We start from the raw sequence: 16863 nt of genomic DNA, 5'->3' as shown, positions 1-16863 counted from the left end.
CCTGGAGTGGATGAAGGCGCCCTTCATCGACGGCGAGCGCGCTCAGCGGGCCAGGTGGCGTTGCGCCAGCGCCACGAACGCCTCGGTCGACGGGTGCGCCGGCGGGGACGGCCAGGCCAGGTGCACGGTCACGGGGTCGGCGTCGGCCAGCGGCAGGTAGGTGACGCCGGGGTGCGGGTTGTGGTGGCTGGTCCCGGCGGCCGTGACGCCGACCGTCGCGCCGGTCGCGATCGACGTCAGCCACTCGACCACGCCGGGCACGTCCACCGTGCGCGGCCGCGCGCCGACGGGCCACAGGTCGGCGGTGGTCGTCGCGGCCGTCTCGCACACGGAGACGACCTCGCCCGAGAGGTCGCCGAGGGTGATCGCGTCGTGCGCGGCCAGCGGGTGGTCGTCCGCGACCGCGGCCAGACGGGGTTCCTCGATCAACGCCACGTGGCCGACGCCCGCACCGGACGGCTTGGTGCGCAGCACCGCCACGTCCGCCTCGCCGCGCCGCAGCGCCGCCTCCGGGTCGTCGCAGCGCCGGATGCGCACGAGGACGTCCGGGTGCTCGGCGCGCCATTCGCGCAGGAACGGGATGGTGAACCGGCCGAGCGCGGCCCAGGCGAAGGTCAGCCGCAACGGTTGCGGCTGGACGGCCTCGGCCAGGGCCGTGTCGAGCTCGGCGAGGATGCGGTGGCTGTGCTCCCACAGGCGCCGGCCGGTGTCGGTCAGCGCCACGTGCCGGGTCGTGCGGTCGACCAGGCGCACGCCCAGGCGGCGTTCCAGTTGCTCCAGCGTGCGGGACAGGGCGGGCTGCGTGACGTGCAGCTCCTGCGCGGCGGCGGTGATCGAGCGGTGGTCGCCGATCGCGGCGAGCGCCCGCAGGTGACGCAGCTCGACATTCATGACCGCCGATCATAAGTGCTGCGCGAACGGCATTTCCGTGCCCGGCCGGGGAGCTCTAACGTCGGAGGCATGAGGATTCTGCTCGTAGGAGCGACCGGCCTGCTGGGCACCGCCGTGCACCAGGAGCTCGTCGCGCGCAAGCACGACGTCGTGACCGTCTCCCGCACCGGCGGCGACCTGCAGTACGACGTGACCGACCCGGCCCAGGTGGCCGAGCTGTACCAGACCGTCGGCCAGGTCGACGCGGTCGCGTCGGCCGCGGGCAGCGTGCCGTTCAAGCCGCTGGCCGAGCTGACCGTGCAGGACTACCAGGCCGCGGTGACCGGCAAGGTCCTGTCCCAGGTCGCGCTCGTGAAGGAAGGCCTCACCCACGTGGCGCCGCACGGTTCGTTCACGCTCATCACCGGGGTGCTCACCCGCGAACCGATCGTCACCGGTGCTGCCGCGTCGCTGGCCAACGGCGCGGTGGAGGCGTTCGTGCGCGCGGCCGCCATCGAGATCGCACCGCAGCGCATCAATGCGGTGAGCCCGACCGTGTTCACCGAGGCGATGGACGTCTACGGCGACTTCTTCCCCGGCATGAAGCCGGTGCCGCTGGCGGACGTGGCGCAAGCCTACGTCCGGTCGATCGAGGGACGGCAGACCGGCCAGATCTACACGCTCTAGACCCCTTCCCCAAGTTGCTCGTTGCGCAAATTTGCACGACGCGCAAGAATTGGGGTGACGAAGGGGCGGGACGTGAAGATCGAAACTCAGGCGATGGGGCACCGCCAGGTGCTCGAGTCGCTGTCCGGGCTGCTGCTCGCGCTGTTCGTGGCGATGGTCAGCTCCACGGTGGTGTCCACCGCGCTGCCGCGCATCATCGGCTCGCTGAACGGCACCCAGACGCAGTACACGTGGGTGGTCACCGCCACCCTGCTCACGGCGACGGCCACCACCCCCGTCTGGGGCAAGCTCGCCGACCTGTTCAACAAGAAGACGCTGGTCCAGGCGGCGATCGTGATCTTCGTTGCGGGCTCGCTGCTCAGCGGGCTCAGCCAGGACACCGGTCAGCTGATCGCCGCCCGCGCGTTCCAGGGCGTCGGTGTCGGCGGTCTGCAGGCGCTGGTGCAGGTCGTGATCGCGGCGATCATCCCGCCGCGCGAACGCGGCCGCTACAACGGCTACCTCGGCGCGGTCATGGCGGTCGCTACGGTCGGCGGCCCGCTGCTCGGCGGCCTGATCGTGGACGTGTCGTGGCTCGGCTGGCGCTGGTGCTTCTGGGTCGCCGTGCCGATCGCCGCGATCGCGTTCGTGGTGCTGCAGGCCACGCTGAAGCTGCAGACCGTGCGCCGCGAGAACGTGCGCATCGACTACCTCGGCGCGACGCTGATCGCCGCGGGCGTGAGCGTGCTGCTGATCTGGGTGTCGTTCGTGGGCAACTCGTTCGGCTGGCTGTCGTGGCAGACCGCGGCGATGGTCGCCGGCGGTCTGGTGCTGCTCGGCGCGGCCGTCCTGGTCGAGCTGCGCGTCAGCGAACCCGTGGTGCCACTGCACATCGTCGTCCGGCGCACGCCCGCGCTCGCGATCATCGCCTCGCTCGCGGTCGGCATGGCGATGTACGGCGGCGCGGTGTTCCTCGGCCAGTACTTCCAGATCGGCCGCGGCTACACCCCGACCCAGGCCGGTCTGCTGACCATCCCGCTGATGGCGGGCGTGCTCGTGTCGTCCACGATCTCCGGGCGCCTGATCAGCCGCTCCGGCGCCGTCAAGCCCTACATCGTGTCCGGCACGGTCATCCTGGTCCTGGGCTTCCTCGGGCTCGGCCTGATCGACCACGACACGGCCCTGTGGCTCGTCGGCGTCGCGATGGCCGTGGTCGGCATCGGTGTCGGCATGACCATGCAGAACCTCGTGCTGGCCGTGCAGAACAGCGTGCCCCTGAGCGAACTGGGCGCCGCCAGCGCGTCCGTGACGTTCTTCCGGTCGCTGGGCGGCACGATCGGCGTGTCGGTGCTCGGCGCCGTCCTGGCCAACCGCGTCACGGCCGACCTCTCCGCCGCGCTGCACGTCCCGGCGGGCCAGTCGACCGGCAGCACCAGCGCGTTGAACCTCAAAGCCCTGCCGCCGCAGGTGCAGACCGTCGTGCACACCGTCTACGGCGACGCGACCGCGCACATCTTCCTGATCTCCGCGGCCGTCGGCGTGGTCGGCGTGATCGCGGCGCTGCTGCTCAGGCCGATCACGCTGCGCACCACCATCGACCTGGAACAGAAGGAAAAGGACTCGGCGACCGTGCGATGACGACGATGACGAACGCGTTCGAATCCACAGTGGACTCCTTCGGCCCGCGGCCGGAACCGTCCGCGCGCACCGTCCTGGTGGGCGTGGACGGTTCCGACACCGCGATGCGCGCCGCCGCCTTCGCGTTCGGCATGGCCCGCCGAGGGAGCGCCCGGCTGGTGGTCACGTTCGTGGCGAGCCACTCCACCCTGGCGGCGCTCAGCCCGGCCGTCGCGTCGGTGTTCGAGCACGAGGCGACCGCGCGGCTGCACGCCGAGCTGAGCGGCCAGATCCGTGCCGCGGCGGAGGAGCTCGGCGTGCCGGTGACGTTCGTGAAGACGTTCGGCGACCCGTACACGATCCTCAAGGACTCGGCGGACCGGTGCCAGGCCGACATGGTGGTGGTCGGGGCGTCCCAGCAGGCGGGGCACCGGTTCGCCGGGTCGGTGGCCACGAAGCTGATCAGGTCGGGTCACTGGCCGGTGCTCGTGGTGCCGTGATCCGTCACTACAGCCGGAAGACCGAGCGCACGCAGTCGTCTTCCTTCTTCTTGAACAGCTCGTAGCCGCGCGCGCCTTCGCTGAGCGGCATGACGTGCGTCGCGAGGTGACTGGTGACGAGCTCGCCGGAAGCGATGCGGTCCAACAACATCGGGATGTAGCGCTGCCCGTGCTGCTGCGCGCCGCGCACGGTCAGCCCCTTGTTCATCAAGGCGCCCAACGGGAACTTGTCGACCAGGCCGGTGAAGACGCCCAGCACGAACACCGATCCGCCCTTGCGGCAGTGGTAGATGGCCTCGCGCACCGCGATCGGGCGGTCCATCTCCAGCTTCAGCTTGCTCTTCACCTGGTCGTAGGCGTACTGCGGACCGGTGGAGTGCGCTTCGCAGCCGACCGCCTCGATGCACACGTCCGGGCCGCGGCCACCGGTGGCCTCCAGCAGCGCGTCGCCGACGGAAGTGTTGGCGTAGTTGATCGTCTCGACGCCGTACGCCAGTTCGGCCTGCCGCAACCGGTAGTCGAAGCGGTCGATCACGAGCACGCGTTCGGCACCGAGCAGCTGGGCCGCGCGGGCGGCCATCTGGCCCACGGCACCGCAGCCCCACACGGCGACGACGTCACCCGGTTTGACCCCGCCCAGCTCCGCGCCCATCCAGCCCGTCGGCACCGAGTCCGACGCGAACAGGGCGCTCATGTCGTCCACGGCCTCGGGGATCGGGATGGCCGTGTGGTCGGCGAACGGTACGCGCACGTACTCGGCGTGGCTGCCGCGGAAGCCTCCCATCGCGTGCGAGTAGCCGAAGATCCCGCCGGGATCGGCGCCCCACAGGTGCTGCGTGATCGCCGGATTGGTGTTGGTGTTGTCGCACAACGAGTACAGCTCGTTGCGGCAGTACCAGCACCGCCCGCAGACGATGAACGAGCACACGACGACCCGGTCGCCCGGCCGGTGCCGGGTGACGCCGGGACCGACCTCCACCACCTCGCCCATGAACTCGTGCCCGATCACGTCTCCCGCCTGCATGAACGGGATGTGCCCGGTGAGCAGGTGCAGGTCCGAGCCGCACACGGTGCTCAGCCGGACCTTGAGGATCATGTCCTGGTCGTTCAGCAACCGGGGGTCGGGCACGTCCTGCACCCGGACGTCGTTGATCCCCTCCCAGCACAACGCCTTCACAGCCGACCACCGCCGCCGGCCCGGCTCGTGACGAGCCGCAGCGCCTTGCCCAGCGGACCCGGATGCGTGGGCGCCGTGTCGGGCTGGACGACCTCACCCGCCTCCAGCACGGACTTCGCCCGCCGCAACGCGAGCCTCAGCTCATGACGTGACACGTCGCCGATGGGCGTGACGACCAGCTCGGTGCCCTTGTCGCCCGCGGCTGGCCGGATGCTGATCTCGGCCCGGTCCCGCCAGCGCGCCAGTTCCTCCTGCAGCGACGACTGGACCTCCTCCGGTGCGCGGTCGACCGTCACCGCCAACCGGCGTCCGGAGTCGTCGGGGCGGGGCGCACGGCGCCGCCTGACCACCGCGACCGCGGTCGCCACCCCAGCGGCGAGGAGCGCTTTCCCTGCTGTGTTCATGTAACAGCCTCTCTCGGAAGCACGAGTGCCAGGAGTACCCGTGGCCGCACCGGGTAACCGGGCGGCATGACCGATCCGGCCAACCCCGAAGCCCCGCACTCCCCCGGCACGCCGAGCCTCGACGACCTCGACACCGAGGAACCCGACGTGGCCGAGGAGACCACCGGCGATCCGAGCGAACCGCCGGACTGACCTGCGGTCCGGTCGCGAGAGCCACTCCGGTGATCACCGCCGGCGCGGTTGCTGTGCCCGCGCCGGCGGACTCACCGGCGTGATGCGGCGGCACCGCCCAACGAGCTGGGCGCGTCCGGGTGCGCGTCCTCCTCCACGCTGATGCCGAGCCGCTCGACCAGTTCTCCGCCGAGCCAGCCGCCTGCTCCGGCCACGAGCACGCCGAGCCAGGCCGCGACCAGCGCGGGCCACGTCGGCGTCCAGTCCTGCTGACTCAGCCGCAGCAACCAGCTCACCGCGAACAGCACCAGCACGGTGGCGTTCACCAGCCCGTGCAGCAGCCCGATCCGGCGCGCACGGGTGCCGCGCGGCGTGACGAGCCACCAGTCCAGCCAGCCGGTCGCCGCGGTGAGCAGACCCGTCAGCACACCCGCGGCGATCAGGTGGGCGGCGGTGAAGCCGAAGCTCACCCGGTCCGTGATCAGGTACAGCACGTCGAAACCGGCCGACGTGGTCAGCAGGCCGAGCGGGAACACGATCAGGATCGGGTGGACGGCGTGGCCGGCGGCACGAACACGACTGCGCATGGGAGTGCTCCTCTGGTGCTCAACCGCCGCGGTTGTCGACGGCGGAGGTGAGCGTCGCGGCGGCCTGTTCGAGGTCCTGCTCGGTGACCGGCCAGCCGCCGACCCGGTCGAGCAGTTCAGCCCTGGTCACGACGCGCAATGCGCCGCGCAGGGCCTCGGTGGCGAGCTCGGGGCCGCCCGCCACCACGTAGCTGCCGGCGACGAGCACCAGCGCCGCCTCCGGACGGGTCGACTGGAGCAGCAGTTTCAGCTTCTGCACGGGAACGGGCATCGCTCAGCCGTCGTCGTCGCCGTAGCGACCGCCGCCGTCGAGGCCGGCGCCCGGACCGCTCGGTGCTTCTTCCTCGGCCGGGGTCTGTTCCTCGGCCACATCGCGTTCCACCTCGTCCTGCCTGGGTTCGGTCATGACGTTTCTCCTTCGCCACCAGGGATGTCGACTGCGGCATACCCCGCTCCGCCCGGCCGAACCGCCCGCCGCCTCCCGGTACTCGTGGTGGGGAGGCAGCAGGCGGTCCACCGGGTCCCAGCGCGTGCCTGCCCGGCACCGACGTGCCGGGCAGCTTCGCCGCACCGCGGGACTCGCTCGCCGTCGTGGCGGTCAGGTCAGGTGGCCTCGCCGGCCACCCGCTGCCCGGACTCGCGGGCGTGCCCGCCGACGTCCTGGGCCGCTTGCTTCGTCTGCTCGGCCGTGGTCTGCGCGGCGTCCGAGGCGACCTGCTTCACCTCGTCCGCCGCGTCGCCGACGGAGGACCGCACGTCCTCCTTGAGGTGCTGCGCCGACTCCGCCATCGCCTCCTTGGCCGGTTCCAGCGCGTCGCCGAAGCTGTCGGAGAACTGCCGCACCGCCTGCTGTTCGGCGTCCGTGCGGGGCAGCACCGCCGCCAGCAGCAGGCCGCTGCCGAACGCGATCAGCCCGGCCGCGAGCGGGCTGCCCTGCGTCTGCCGGGCAACTCGCTGCGGCGCTTCCTGCACCGCGTGCGCCGCCTGCTCCGCCCGTTCGGCGACGGCCTGCCCGGTCTCCTGGCCCTGCTCGCGGACGGTCGACGCGGCGTGCGTGGCGGTGCCCATCACTCTCTCCCTCATCGCGGCCAGTCCCCGCCGCACGCCGCGGACCTGCCGGCCGGCGATGGCCTTGGGACTGGTGTGCTCGACCAACCGGTTGGCGTCGGCCCGCAGCTCGCCGCGGGTCACCTCGATGTCACGCCTTATTTGGTCGGGTGTTTCGCCCATTCCGCGTCCTCCTTCAGGGTTTCCACGGTGCGTTCGGGGGTCGGGTTGACGGTGCGCAGCCGGGCGCGACCGGTCGAGTAGAGGACCGCGCCCGCGATCCCCCAGAGCGCCGCGACGATCAGCGCGGCCCAGCCCAGCGGCATGACCGCGCCGAGCGCGAACACCAGCGCGAGGCTCAGCAGCACGGTGGTCAGGTAGCCCGCGAACCCGGCGGCCGCGAGCATCCCGGTCGCCTTGCCCGCCTTCACGGCCTCCTGCCGGATCTCGGCCTTGGCGAGCTCCAGCTCCTGCCGCATCAGCTTGGACAGGTCACCGGTCAGCTCGGCGACCAGGTCGCCGAGCGACTCGCCCGTGGTGTCCATTCGCGACGGTGGCACCTCAGGGCTCGACATGCGGCACCCCCGCCGCGGGCACGGCAGGCGACGCGCTCGGCGTCAGCGGCGCGCCGTGGTCCGGTGCCACCGCGGGAGTTTCCGACGCCACCGGCACAGCGCCCGGCGCACCGAACTCCGGTGCCACGTCAGAACGTTCCGACGCCACCGGCACGACCCCGCCGCCCTGCGACCGCGGCCGGCTCGGTTCACCACCCGTCGCGCTCTTCGCGATCCTGCCGACCAGGAACCCCGCCACGGCGGCACCCAGCAGGAACGTGCCGGGCTTGCGCCGCGCGTAGTCCCGCGCCGAGTCGAGCAGGCCCTGCGCACCCCGTTCGTCGAGGAACCGCGCGGCCTGCCTGCTGGTGTCGGCGGCGCCGCGGATCGCACCCGCCGTCATCGAGCTCGGCGGCGCGGTGCTCGCCATCTCACCCAGCTCGTCCGCGATGCGGCCGAGCTGCTTCGACACCCGCACCGCCTGGTCCTCCGCCTCCGCCGCAACACGCTCCCGCACGTCGCGAACGACGTTGCGAGCCTGTGCGGCGGTCTCGTGGGTCACGTGCGAGGCCTGGTCGCGAACTGTGCTCCCGACCTGTTCCGCGGCTTGTTTCGCGTGCTGCGCCACCTCGGAACCCTCGTCCTGGGCCGCGCTGCGCACCCCGCCCATCTGGTTTTCGGTCACGGCCGACTCCTCAGCTCGTAGTCGTGTCCTGGCCCACGAGCTACCCGGCGGAGGGCCGCGCAAACGAGGCCGGGCTCAGCCTCGGTCCGGATCGTCGGACACGGAGAAGTCGGACAGGCCGACGTTGCCGGTGGGGTTCGGCTCGGGATGGGTGGAGCCGGACCCGCTGCGACCCGGCGTGGTCTCGTCGTTCGCGGATTCCGCTTCCTCCAACGAGGTGCGGCTCGCGTCGTCGTACTGCCGTTCGGTGCTCATGCCGGACGGCTACCCCGATGCGGCGCGTGTGAACGCTTTCACCCGGTCGGTTGCGGGCGAAGCGAGTCAGGAGAGAACGGTGCCGCGCTGCGACGGCACGAACGCGGCGAAGTCGCGGTTGGCCTCGTCCGCCTGCTCCTTGCGCAGCAGGCCCGACACCCAGCGCACCACCGCGGTGGCCGGCGGCCGCGGTTCTCCACCGAGCCGCGCGACCTCCACCAGTTCGCCGAACCGGTCCTCGACCGCCGCGCTCCAGCCGCTCAGCTCGTTCCACAGCAGCGCCACGTAGTGGTCGGGGAAGTCGGGCAGGCGGCCGTCCAGTGCCACGTAGGCGGCGGCGCGCGGGTCGATCTCGACGAACGAGCTGTCACCGCTCAGTCCGAGCCCCGTGACGACCTCGCGCACGTAATGCCGAACCCGGCGCGAGAGAAAATCGCTGTCGAAGTCGAGATCCAGGTCGCGGTCCAGGTCCATTGCGAGTGCCTCCGTCGGCCGAACACCCTCCGCCACCTGGATACCCCTGCGGGGTGTGGGCAAACTACGGCGCGGCGGTCGACTCCCGGACGACCAGCGTCGTCGCCAGCTCGATGTGCAACGCCTCGGGCCGATGGCCGTCCAGCACCCGCATCAGCTGCGTGACGGCGATGCTGCCCATCTCCTGCAACGGCTGCCGCACGGTCGTGAGCCGCGGATCGGTCGCCTCCGCGAGGTCGATGTCGTCGAACCCGGCCACCGACAGGTCCTCCGGCACCCGCAGCCCGCGGTCCCGCGCGGCCTGCAACGTGCCCACCGCGACCTTGTCGTTGAAGCAGACGATCGCGGTCGGCCGGGGCGCGGAGTCGAGCAGCTCCGCGGCCGCGCGCCTGCCCTGCGCGGTCGTGGGTTCGACGTGCCGCAGGCGGTCCGGGGTCAGCAGGACGCCCGCCTTGGCCAGGGCGGCCCGGTGCCCGGCGAGCCGCGCGTCGCCCGCGAGCCACTCCTCCGGTCCCGCGATCACGCCGATGTCGCGGTGCCCCAGGCCGATCAGGTGGTCGGCCACGGCCCGCGCGCCGGACGAGTGCGCGGCCGAGACGGCGGCGATGTCCGGTGGCGGCGGCGTGCGCGGGTCGACCACGACGAACGGGAAACCGGACCGCGCCAGCGCGACCAGCGCGTCGCCCTCCTCCGGCGGCAGGATGAGGATCGCGGCGTCGACACCGGGCTCGGCGGGCAGGCCGCGCAACGCGTCGGTGTGCCGGCCGGACTCGCCCGCGTCCAGCAGCAGGCGCAGGCCGTGCAGCTTCAGCGTCTCCGCGATCGAGGAGACGATCAGGCCGAAGTAGTCGGTGAGCACGTACGGGCAGCGGACGTAGACGGTCCTGACCCGTGTCTCGTGCCTGCGCCGTTCCAAGGCCTGAAGCACCAGGTCACGGGTGCGCGGGGCGACGTTGACGTGGTCGTTGAGCACACGCGAAACGGTCGCGACCGAGACGCCGGTCTCCGCGGCGATGGCACGGAGACTCGCGCGCTGTTTCACGTTCTCGATCTTGCGTTCCACCAGGTCAATGTACCGGAACTCGCCCAGACCGTTGACCGTCGGTATCAGCGGGTGTTTCATCCTGAAAGCAAGCGTTACATGGTGAAGAACCAGTGTTACACGGGCGTCCGAACCCTGCGAGGAGCGCTATGTCGATGACGACGACGCGGTTGCGCGGCTTGATGATCGTCTCCACCGTCGTGCTGGCGGGACTGGCCACCCCGTCGGCGACCGCCGCGACCGGCGCGAGCGTGTGGCTCACCACGGCCGACCGCTCGAACCTGTTGCGGCAGCAGGCCGACGTGTCGTTCGGCTCGGGCGGCAGCGGTCCGACGATCACGGTCGACCCCGGCACCACCTACCAGTCCGTGGTCGGCTTCGGCGCGTCGTTCACCGACTCGGCCGCGTGGAACGTCTTCAACTCGCCGCGCCGTGACGAGATCATGAACCAGCTCTTCGGCAGGAGCACCGGCATCGGCCTGAGCTTCCTGCGCCAGCCGATCGGCGCGACCGACTTCTCGCGCAGCTTCTACACCTACGACGACGGCGCGGCGGACCCGACGCTGTCGCGGTTCTCCACCGCCCACGACGACGCCTACGTCCTGCCGCTGGTCCGGCAGGCCAAGCAGCTCAACCCGCAGCTGAAGATCATGGCCACGCCGTGGAGCGCCCCGGCGTGGATGAAGACCAGCGGCAGCCTCATCGGCGGTTCGTTGCAGGACGGCAGGATCGGCGTCTACGCCGACTACCTGGTCAGGTTCACCCAGGCCTACCAGGCGGCGGGCGCGCCGATCGACTACCTGAGCGTGCAGAACGAGCCGAACTTCGAGCCGCCGGGCTACCCCGGTATGAGGATGGGTGCGCAGCAACAGGTCGACGTGATCAACACGCTGGCGCCGAAGCTGCGGGCGGCCGGCCAGAACGCCCGCATCCTGGGCTACGACCACAACTGGGACGACACGACCTACCCGCAGACGGTGAACAACGGCGCGGGCGGCAACGTCATCGGTTCCGCGTGGCACTGCTACCGCGGCGACCCGAGTGGACAGTCGGTGGTGCACAACGCCCAGCCCGGCAAGGACGTCTTCTTCACCGAGTGCTCCGGCACGACGTCCGGCGACGACGCGGCGACGTTCCGCGACACGTTGCGGTGGCAGGGCATCAACCTCGCCATCGGCGCCACCCGCAACTGGGCACGCAGCGTCGCCATCTGGAACATGGCCCTGGACGACAACCACGGCCCGGTCATCGGCAGCTGCGGCAACTGCACGGGCGTCGTCACCACCAACGGCGGCAACGTCACCTACAACGCCGAGTACTACGTGCTGGGCCACCTGTCGAAGTTCGTGCAGCCGGGCGCGGTCCGCATCGACTCGACCGGGTACGGCGAGGGCGGCATCCAGAACGTGGCCTTCCGCAACCCCGACGGCCGGATCGTCCTCGTCGCGCTGAACTCCGGCGGCACGCAGGACTTCCGCGTCTCCTACGGCGGTCAGACGTTCGGCTACACCCTGCCCGCCGACGCCATGGCCACGTTCACCTGGCCCGGCACGCTCGATCCCGGCCGCACCGGCCGGATCACCGGCCCGGGCGGCAAGTGCCTGGACGTCACCGACGGCTCGACGGTCAACGGAAACCGGCCGCAGCTGTGGACGTGCTTCCCCGGCAACCGGAACCAGACGTGGACGCTGCCGTCCGACGGCACCGTCCGCGGGCCGGGCAAGTGCCTCGACGTCACCGGCGACGGGACCGCGGACGGCACACCGGTCCAGCTGTGGGACTGCTTCGGCGGCGCGAACCAGCGCTGGACCGCGTCGAACGGGACGCTGGTGAACGTGGGCAGCGGCAAGTGCCTCGACGTCGTCGGCAACAACACCGCCGATGGCGCGAAGCTGCAGATCTGGTCCTGCACCGGCGGTGCCGACCAGCGGTGGACCGTGCCCGCGTGAGGCCGGCGGGCCAGCCGGTCGCGGGCACGCCGGCGAGATGCACCAGCACCTTCGTGCGGCCGCGGACGGTCACCCCGTCCCGCGTCCAGTGCAGGTACGGGTGCAGCAGCGGCTTGAGCCGCGCCCAGTCGCCCTCGCCGAGGGCGGCCACCGCCTCGTCCACCGGATCCACGGCACCAGTACAGCACCGCGAGGTCAGCCGCCGGGAGTCACGATGCCCTGCTCGTAGGCGAACACCACCGCGTGCGTGCGGTCGCGCAGCCCGAGCTTCGCCAGCACGCGCGACACGTGCGTCTTCACGGTCGTCTCCCCCAGGAACAACGCGGCCGCGATCTCCGCGTTGGACGCGCCCTTGGCCAGCTCCACCAGCACCTCGAACTCGCGGTCGGTCAGCGACGGCGGCCGCACCCGTTCGCGCGACGAGGCGCTGAACCGGGCGATCACCCGCCTGGTCACCTCGGGCGACAGCAGTGCGTCGCCGCGGGCCACCACCCGCACGGACTCGATCAGGTCCTCCGGTGAGGCGTTCTTCAGCAGGAACCCGCTCGCGCCCGCCCGCAGCGCCTCGAACAGGTAGTCCTCGCGGTCGAACGTCGTCAGGATGACCACGCGGGTGCCGTGGCCCGCGGACAGGATCCGGCGGGTGGCTTCGAGGCCGTCCATGCGCGGCATCTGCACGTCCATCAGCACGACGTCCGGCTGCAGCGACGCCACCAGCGACACGGCCTCGGCACCGTCGCCCGCCTCGCCGACCACCTCGACGCCCGGCTCGGTGCCGAGGATGACCCGGAACCCGGCCCGGACCAGGTCCTGGTCGTCGGCCAGCACGACTCGCAAGCTCACGCCTTCTCCTCCGATGACACCGTGGGCAGCGATGCACGCACCAGGTAGCCCGCATCACGCCGTGGCCCTGTCTCCAGCGAACCACCGTGCACGGCCAGACGTTCGCGCATCCCGACGAGGCCGAAACCCGAACCGGAGGCAGCGGCCTGGCCGCGGCCGTCGTCGGCGATCTCCACTTCCAGCGCGCTTTCCAGGAACCGCATCCGCACGTCGACGTGCTGCGCGCTCGCGTGCTTCACAACGTTCGTGAGCGCTTCCTGCACTACGCGGTACACCGACAGCGCTACGGCCGGCGGCACCTCTCGTGGCGTGCCGTAGACGCCGTGCGAGACCTCCAGACCGGCGGCGCGGGCGGTGTCGAACAGCTCGGGCAGGTCGTCGAGGCCGGGAGCCGCCCGCAGCTCCGGTTCCGTGCCCGCCCGCAGCACGCCCAGCAGCCCGCGCAGCTCGTTGATCGCGGTCCTCGCCGTGTGCTCCACGGTCTGCAACGCGTCGCGCGCGGTCGCCGGATCGGTGTCCAGGACGCGGCGCGCGGCACCGGCCTGGATGCCCATCACGGACACGTGGTGCGCCACGACGTCGTGCAGGTCGCGGGCGATGCGCAGGCGTTCGGCGGCGATGGCGCCACGGGTGTTCCGTTCCTGCGACAGGCGCAGCTCCTCCGCCTGGAACGCCAGCTGGGCCTGGCGGCGCGCGGCCGTCCACGCCATTTCGCCCACCGCGTAAGCGAAGACGAAGAAGAAGACGTTGAACTCCAGCCCGTAGAAGACAGACGCCAGCATCGGGTCCATGGGGCCCGAGGCGTTCGGGAAGTGCGCCTCGGGGCCGATCAGGGCGCGCACGAGACCGAAGCCGAGCCAGAGGAACATCACCGCGATCACGCCGATGCGGGACCACCGCGCGACGAGGCGGTTCTGCTCCCACGCGCCGACGGTGTAGATCGCGAGGAAGAGGATCGCGGACGGCACGAGGTTGTCGCCGACCTGCCGCCACTGCGCGGCGATGAACAACGCCGACACCACCAGCAGCACGGCCAGCGGCCAACGGCGGCGCACCACGAGCGGCACGGCCATCGGCAGCACCCACGCCAGCTGCTCCCGCAGCTCCGGCGCCTGGCCGAACGCGAAGGCGCCCATGCTGTTGATCAGTACGGTGGCCTCGAACGCGCAGACCAGCACGAGCAGGGCGAGGCCGACGTCGCGCCGCCGTTGGACCTGCGTCGGTCCGGGCCGCCGCCACTCCTCCCACACGGGCTCTTCCACCTGGTCACGGTACCCGGCGGCGTTTGGCCCGGTAATGGCGACCAATCACCTCGCGGGGTGTTCAGGACCACAAAATTGGACGCCACCGGACCTGTTACCCAATACTGCGCGCTACCCGCGAGTAACCTCCCCTGCGACGAGGCCTGGAATGTCCATTCGACATCTATTCTTATCCACTTCCCTGCTGCTCGCCACGACCACCGCGTGTGCGTCCGATGACGAGCTGACACAACCTGTTCGCACAGGTCCCGGCGTCTCCGCTGAATCGATTTCGCTCGGCGTGTTGACAGACATGACAGGTCCGTTCAAAGGGTCGTCGGTTTACCGGATCCGCGGCTACGAGCTCTATCTCGACGCTGTCAACAAACGCGGCGGAGTCTGCGGCCGACGCATCGAGCTGAAGCAGAAGGACCACGCTTACGACGTGCAGAAGGCGCTCGACGGTTATTTCGAGCTCGAACCGCAGGTGCTCGGTTTCATCGACGTCGCGGGCCAGCCGATGACCGCCGCCATCGAGCCCGACCTGATGCAGACGCGGGCGCTGACCGTGCCCGGCTCCTGGGCGGCCTCCCTGCTCGGCAACCCGCACATGATGATCGTCGGTACCACCTACGACCTCGACGTCATCAACGGTCTCGACCACTACAAGCGCGAGGGCGCGCTCGCGAACGGAGACACGATCGGCCACCTCCACCTGCGCGGCAGCTTCGGCGAGAACGCGCTGGAAGGCAGCCGGTTCGCCGCCGAGAACTGGGGCCTGAAGGTTTCCGAACAGGCGGTCACCGAGACGACGGCGAGCCTCCTCGACCAGGTCACCGCCCTGAAGGCCGCCGGCGCCAAGGTGCTCGTGCTGAGCCTCACCCCACCGCAGACCGCGGCCGCCGTGGGCATCGCCGCGCAGCTCGGCTGGTCGGTGCCGATCCTGTCCAGCGCCGTCAGCTACGACCCGGCGATCATGGAGTCACCGGTCGCGCCGGTGTTCGCCAAGCAGGTCCTGCTCACCTCACCGGTCGCGCCGTGGAGCGCCGACGTCGACGGCGTCCGCGAGCTGCGCGACGGCTACCACCAGCGCTTCCCCGGCGAGGAGGGCACGCTGAACACCGTGCACGGCTACACCGTCGCGATGGCGTACGTCGCCGTGCTCGAAAAGGCCTGCGGCAAGAGGGATCTGACCCGCGACGGGGTGCTGCGCGCGTTCCACGACACGACCGGGCTGTCGACGAAGAACCTCACCGGCGAGCTGCGGTTCTCGCTGGTGGGACGGCCGTCCGCGACCCAGTCGTACATGAGCCGGCCGGACCCTCAGACGCCCGGCACGCTCAAGGTCGTCGAGGGCCTGCACGAGTCGGAACTGGTGAAGCTCAAGGGCACGCGCGCCCGTTGATCTATGGTCGTCCGATGGGACTCAGCCTGACCGTGCTCGGGTGCGCGACGCCGTACCCGAGTGCGGACAACCCGTGCTCCGGCTATCTCGTGTCGCACGGCGACACTCGCGTGTGGATGGACGCCGGCACCGGCACGCTCGGCCCGCTCCAGCACCACGTGAGCCTGGCCGAGCTGGACGCCATCTGGATCTCGCACCTGCACGCCGACCACTGCGCCGACCTGCTCACCGCCTACTACGCCCTGCTGTACGCGGACATCTCACGCGCCCCGATCCCGTTGTACGGCCCGCCCGGCATCGCCGACCGCCTCGCCGGGTTCCTCACCAACGGTCCGCGGCGCAGCCCCGTCGAGGACGCGTTCGAGATCACCGAGCTCCACGACGGGCTGCAGGTCGCGGTCGGTTCGATGCGGCTCACGACGGCCTCGGTCGCACACGGCCTTCCGGCGTTCGCGGTGAGGGTCGAAGCAGGCGGCTCTCTCACGTACTCGGGCGACACGGCGCCTTGCGCGGGGCTCGTCGAGCTGGCCCGCGACACCGACGTGCTGCTGTGCGAGGCGGAGAGCGCGGAGAAGACCGCGGACATGGTCCACCACACGCCGGAGGACGCGGGCGAGACGGCGACCGCGTCCGGGGCGGGCCGGTTGGTCGTCACGCACGTCGGCCGCTTCCTCACCCCGCGGGACGCTGTCACCCGCGCCGCGGCCCGGTACCGCGGCCAGGTCACCTGCGCGGCACCGGGCACCACCGTCACGGTGTGACGGTCAGGTCGTCGGCACGGCGCCGTGCCCACCGGGCCGGTCGACGCCCGGACGTGGGTGGCCGGAACCAGGGACGACCAGGTGCGGTTCGACGACGCCGGGGAGCGCGGGCCGGTGCTCGCGCCGGTCGCGCTCGCCTGGCTCGCGAGCGGCCGGACGCTGCGCACCCTGCCCGCCCGGATCGAAGTCACAGCTGGTTGATGCGCACCAGGTTGCCGGCCGGGTCGCGGAACGAGCAGTCCCGCACGCCCCACGGCTGGTCCTCCGGTTCCTGCAGCACCTCGCCCGCACCGGACTCCTCGACCCACGCCCGCGCGCGGTCGAAGGCGGCCTGGAGATCCTTGGAGGCGAGCGAGATGGCCGTGTAGACGCCCTTCGCCATGAGGACGGCGATCGTGCGGCGCTCCTCGTCGCTCACGCCGGGGTCGGCGGCGGGCGGGTGCAGCACGATGCCGGTCTCCGGCTGGTCGGGCGGTCCGACGGTGATCCAGCGCATGGTGCCCTGGCCGACGTCCTGGCGGACCTCGAAGCCGAGCCCGTCGCGGAAGAAGCCGAGGGACTTCTCGGGATCGTCTGCGGGCAGGAACGCCGCGGCGATGATGACTGACATGGCGA

23 protein-coding genes are annotated in these 16863 nt (G+C 71.2%); 8 read left to right on the top strand and 15 right to left on the bottom strand.

Going from position 1 to position 16863, the window contains the following annotated elements; translation table 11 throughout:
* Window positions 1-42: 42 nt before the first annotated feature.
* Window positions 43-891, bottom strand: a complete 849-nt coding sequence (locus tag ABZV40_RS09500; protein WP_355437935.1) for a LysR family transcriptional regulator — start codon at window positions 889-891, stop codon at window positions 43-45.
* A gap of 69 nt (window positions 892-960) precedes the next feature.
* Between ABZV40_RS09500 and ABZV40_RS09495 the strand changes: the two genes are divergently transcribed.
* The 3 genes from ABZV40_RS09495 to ABZV40_RS09485 all read left to right on the top strand — a co-directional run bounded on the left by ABZV40_RS09495 (window position 961) and on the right by ABZV40_RS09485 (window position 3653).
* Complete coding sequence (locus ABZV40_RS09495; protein WP_355437933.1) at window positions 961-1557, top strand: short chain dehydrogenase; 597 nt, start codon at window positions 961-963, stop codon at window positions 1555-1557.
* A gap of 93 nt (window positions 1558-1650) precedes the next feature.
* Window positions 1651-3174 (top strand): MDR family MFS transporter, encoded by a 1524-nt coding sequence (locus ABZV40_RS09490; protein ID WP_355437947.1) that lies wholly within the window; start codon window positions 1651-1653, stop codon window positions 3172-3174.
* A gap of 5 nt (window positions 3175-3179) precedes the next feature.
* Window positions 3180-3653 (top strand): universal stress protein, encoded by a 474-nt coding sequence (locus ABZV40_RS09485; RefSeq protein WP_355437931.1) that lies wholly within the window; start codon window positions 3180-3182, stop codon window positions 3651-3653.
* A 7-nt stretch (window positions 3654-3660) separates the two neighbouring features.
* On the opposite strand, the gene ABZV40_RS09480 is transcribed toward ABZV40_RS09485, so the two are convergent.
* Window positions 3661-4830: a zinc-dependent alcohol dehydrogenase gene (locus ABZV40_RS09480; RefSeq protein WP_355437929.1), complete on the bottom strand. Its 1170-nt coding sequence runs from the start codon at window positions 4828-4830 to the stop codon at window positions 3661-3663.
* Window positions 4827-5234, bottom strand: coding sequence for a hypothetical protein (locus ABZV40_RS09475; RefSeq protein WP_355437927.1), 408 nt, complete (start codon window positions 5232-5234; stop codon window positions 4827-4829). Before ABZV40_RS09475 ends, ABZV40_RS09480 begins: the two co-directional genes overlap by 4 nt.
* A 66-nt stretch (window positions 5235-5300) precedes the next feature.
* Here ABZV40_RS09475 and ABZV40_RS09470 point away from each other — a divergent pair, with 66 nt between their 5' ends.
* Window positions 5301-5426, top strand: coding sequence for a hypothetical protein (locus ABZV40_RS09470; RefSeq protein ID WP_355437925.1), 126 nt, complete (start codon window positions 5301-5303; stop codon window positions 5424-5426).
* Between the two features lie 71 nt (window positions 5427-5497).
* Here the strand turns inward: ABZV40_RS09470 and ABZV40_RS09465 are convergent, their stop codons facing one another.
* The 9 genes from ABZV40_RS09465 to ABZV40_RS09425 form a co-directional block, all read right to left on the bottom strand.
* A complete protein-coding gene (locus tag ABZV40_RS09465; protein ID WP_355437923.1) occupies window positions 5498-5992 on the bottom strand; it encodes a DUF2231 domain-containing protein in 495 nt (164 codons plus the stop codon).
* A gap of 19 nt (window positions 5993-6011) precedes the next feature.
* On the bottom strand, window positions 6012-6263 hold the full coding sequence (locus ABZV40_RS09460; RefSeq protein ID WP_355437921.1) for a hypothetical protein: 252 nt from the start codon (window positions 6261-6263) through the stop codon (window positions 6012-6014).
* 3 nt (window positions 6264-6266) lie between these two features.
* Window positions 6267-6398 (bottom strand): hypothetical protein, encoded by a 132-nt coding sequence (locus ABZV40_RS09455; protein WP_355437919.1) that lies wholly within the window; start codon window positions 6396-6398, stop codon window positions 6267-6269.
* A 197-nt stretch (window positions 6399-6595) separates the two neighbouring features.
* Window positions 6596-7222 carry a DUF3618 domain-containing protein gene (locus ABZV40_RS09450; protein ID WP_355437917.1) on the bottom strand — a complete coding sequence of 209 codons (627 nt, stop codon included), beginning with the start codon at window positions 7220-7222 and terminating at the stop codon, window positions 6596-6598.
* Window positions 7198-7584 (bottom strand): phage holin family protein, encoded by a 387-nt coding sequence (locus tag ABZV40_RS09445; RefSeq protein ID WP_355437915.1) that lies wholly within the window; start codon window positions 7582-7584, stop codon window positions 7198-7200. Before ABZV40_RS09445 ends, ABZV40_RS09450 begins: the two co-directional genes overlap by 25 nt.
* Before the next feature lie 16 nt (window positions 7585-7600).
* On the bottom strand, window positions 7601-8278 hold the full coding sequence (locus tag ABZV40_RS09440) for a hypothetical protein (RefSeq protein WP_355437913.1): 678 nt from the start codon (window positions 8276-8278) through the stop codon (window positions 7601-7603).
* 75 nt (window positions 8279-8353) lie between these two features.
* A complete protein-coding gene (locus tag ABZV40_RS09435; RefSeq protein WP_355437911.1) occupies window positions 8354-8533 on the bottom strand; it encodes a hypothetical protein in 180 nt (59 codons plus the stop codon).
* A 66-nt stretch (window positions 8534-8599) separates the two neighbouring features.
* Complete coding sequence (locus ABZV40_RS09430) at window positions 8600-9043, bottom strand: DUF6292 family protein (RefSeq protein ID WP_355437910.1); 444 nt, start codon at window positions 9041-9043, stop codon at window positions 8600-8602.
* Between the two features lie 28 nt (window positions 9044-9071).
* Window positions 9072-10070: a substrate-binding domain-containing protein gene (locus ABZV40_RS09425; protein WP_355437908.1), complete on the bottom strand. Its 999-nt coding sequence runs from the start codon at window positions 10068-10070 to the stop codon at window positions 9072-9074.
* A gap of 134 nt (window positions 10071-10204) precedes the next feature.
* Between ABZV40_RS09425 and ABZV40_RS09420 the strand changes: the two genes are divergently transcribed.
* Window positions 10205-11998, top strand: coding sequence for a ricin-type beta-trefoil lectin domain protein (locus ABZV40_RS09420; protein ID WP_355437906.1), 1794 nt, complete (start codon window positions 10205-10207; stop codon window positions 11996-11998).
* 195 nt (window positions 11999-12193) lie between these two features.
* On the opposite strand, the gene ABZV40_RS09415 is transcribed toward ABZV40_RS09420, so the two are convergent.
* Window positions 12194-12841 (bottom strand): response regulator transcription factor, encoded by a 648-nt coding sequence (locus tag ABZV40_RS09415; RefSeq protein ID WP_355437904.1) that lies wholly within the window; start codon window positions 12839-12841, stop codon window positions 12194-12196.
* Complete coding sequence (locus tag ABZV40_RS09410; RefSeq protein WP_355437902.1) at window positions 12838-14103, bottom strand: sensor histidine kinase; 1266 nt, start codon at window positions 14101-14103, stop codon at window positions 12838-12840. The genes ABZV40_RS09415 and ABZV40_RS09410 overlap by 4 nt, the downstream gene beginning before the upstream one ends.
* A 34-nt stretch (window positions 14104-14137) precedes the next feature.
* Here ABZV40_RS09410 and ABZV40_RS09405 point away from each other — a divergent pair, with 34 nt between their 5' ends.
* Genes ABZV40_RS09405 through ABZV40_RS09395 form a run of 3 tightly spaced genes read left to right on the top strand, consistent with a single transcriptional unit; the run spans window position 14138 to window position 16449 of the window.
* Window positions 14138-15487, top strand: a complete 1350-nt coding sequence (locus ABZV40_RS09405; RefSeq protein ID WP_355437900.1) for an ABC transporter substrate-binding protein — start codon at window positions 14138-14140, stop codon at window positions 15485-15487.
* Between the two features lie 14 nt (window positions 15488-15501).
* Entirely contained in the window at window positions 15502-16248 is a 747-nt protein-coding gene (locus ABZV40_RS09400) for an MBL fold metallo-hydrolase (RefSeq protein WP_355437898.1), read from the top strand.
* A gap of 24 nt (window positions 16249-16272) precedes the next feature.
* Entirely contained in the window at window positions 16273-16449 is a 177-nt protein-coding gene (locus tag ABZV40_RS09395) for a hypothetical protein (protein ID WP_355437896.1), read from the top strand.
* Here ABZV40_RS09395 and ABZV40_RS09390 read toward each other — a convergent pair.
* Window positions 16436-16858: a VOC family protein gene (locus ABZV40_RS09390; protein ID WP_355437894.1), complete on the bottom strand. Its 423-nt coding sequence runs from the start codon at window positions 16856-16858 to the stop codon at window positions 16436-16438. The two genes, ABZV40_RS09395 and ABZV40_RS09390, sit on opposite strands and share 14 nt — an antisense overlap.
* Window positions 16859-16863: the final 5 nt, after the last annotated feature.

The sequence above is a fragment of the Lentzea sp. NPDC004782 genome (assembly GCF_040609115.1).
In the GTDB taxonomy this organism is placed as follows: Bacteria; Actinomycetota; Actinomycetes; order Mycobacteriales; family Pseudonocardiaceae; genus Lentzea.
This window is presented reverse-complemented; position numbering and strand designations above follow the sequence as displayed.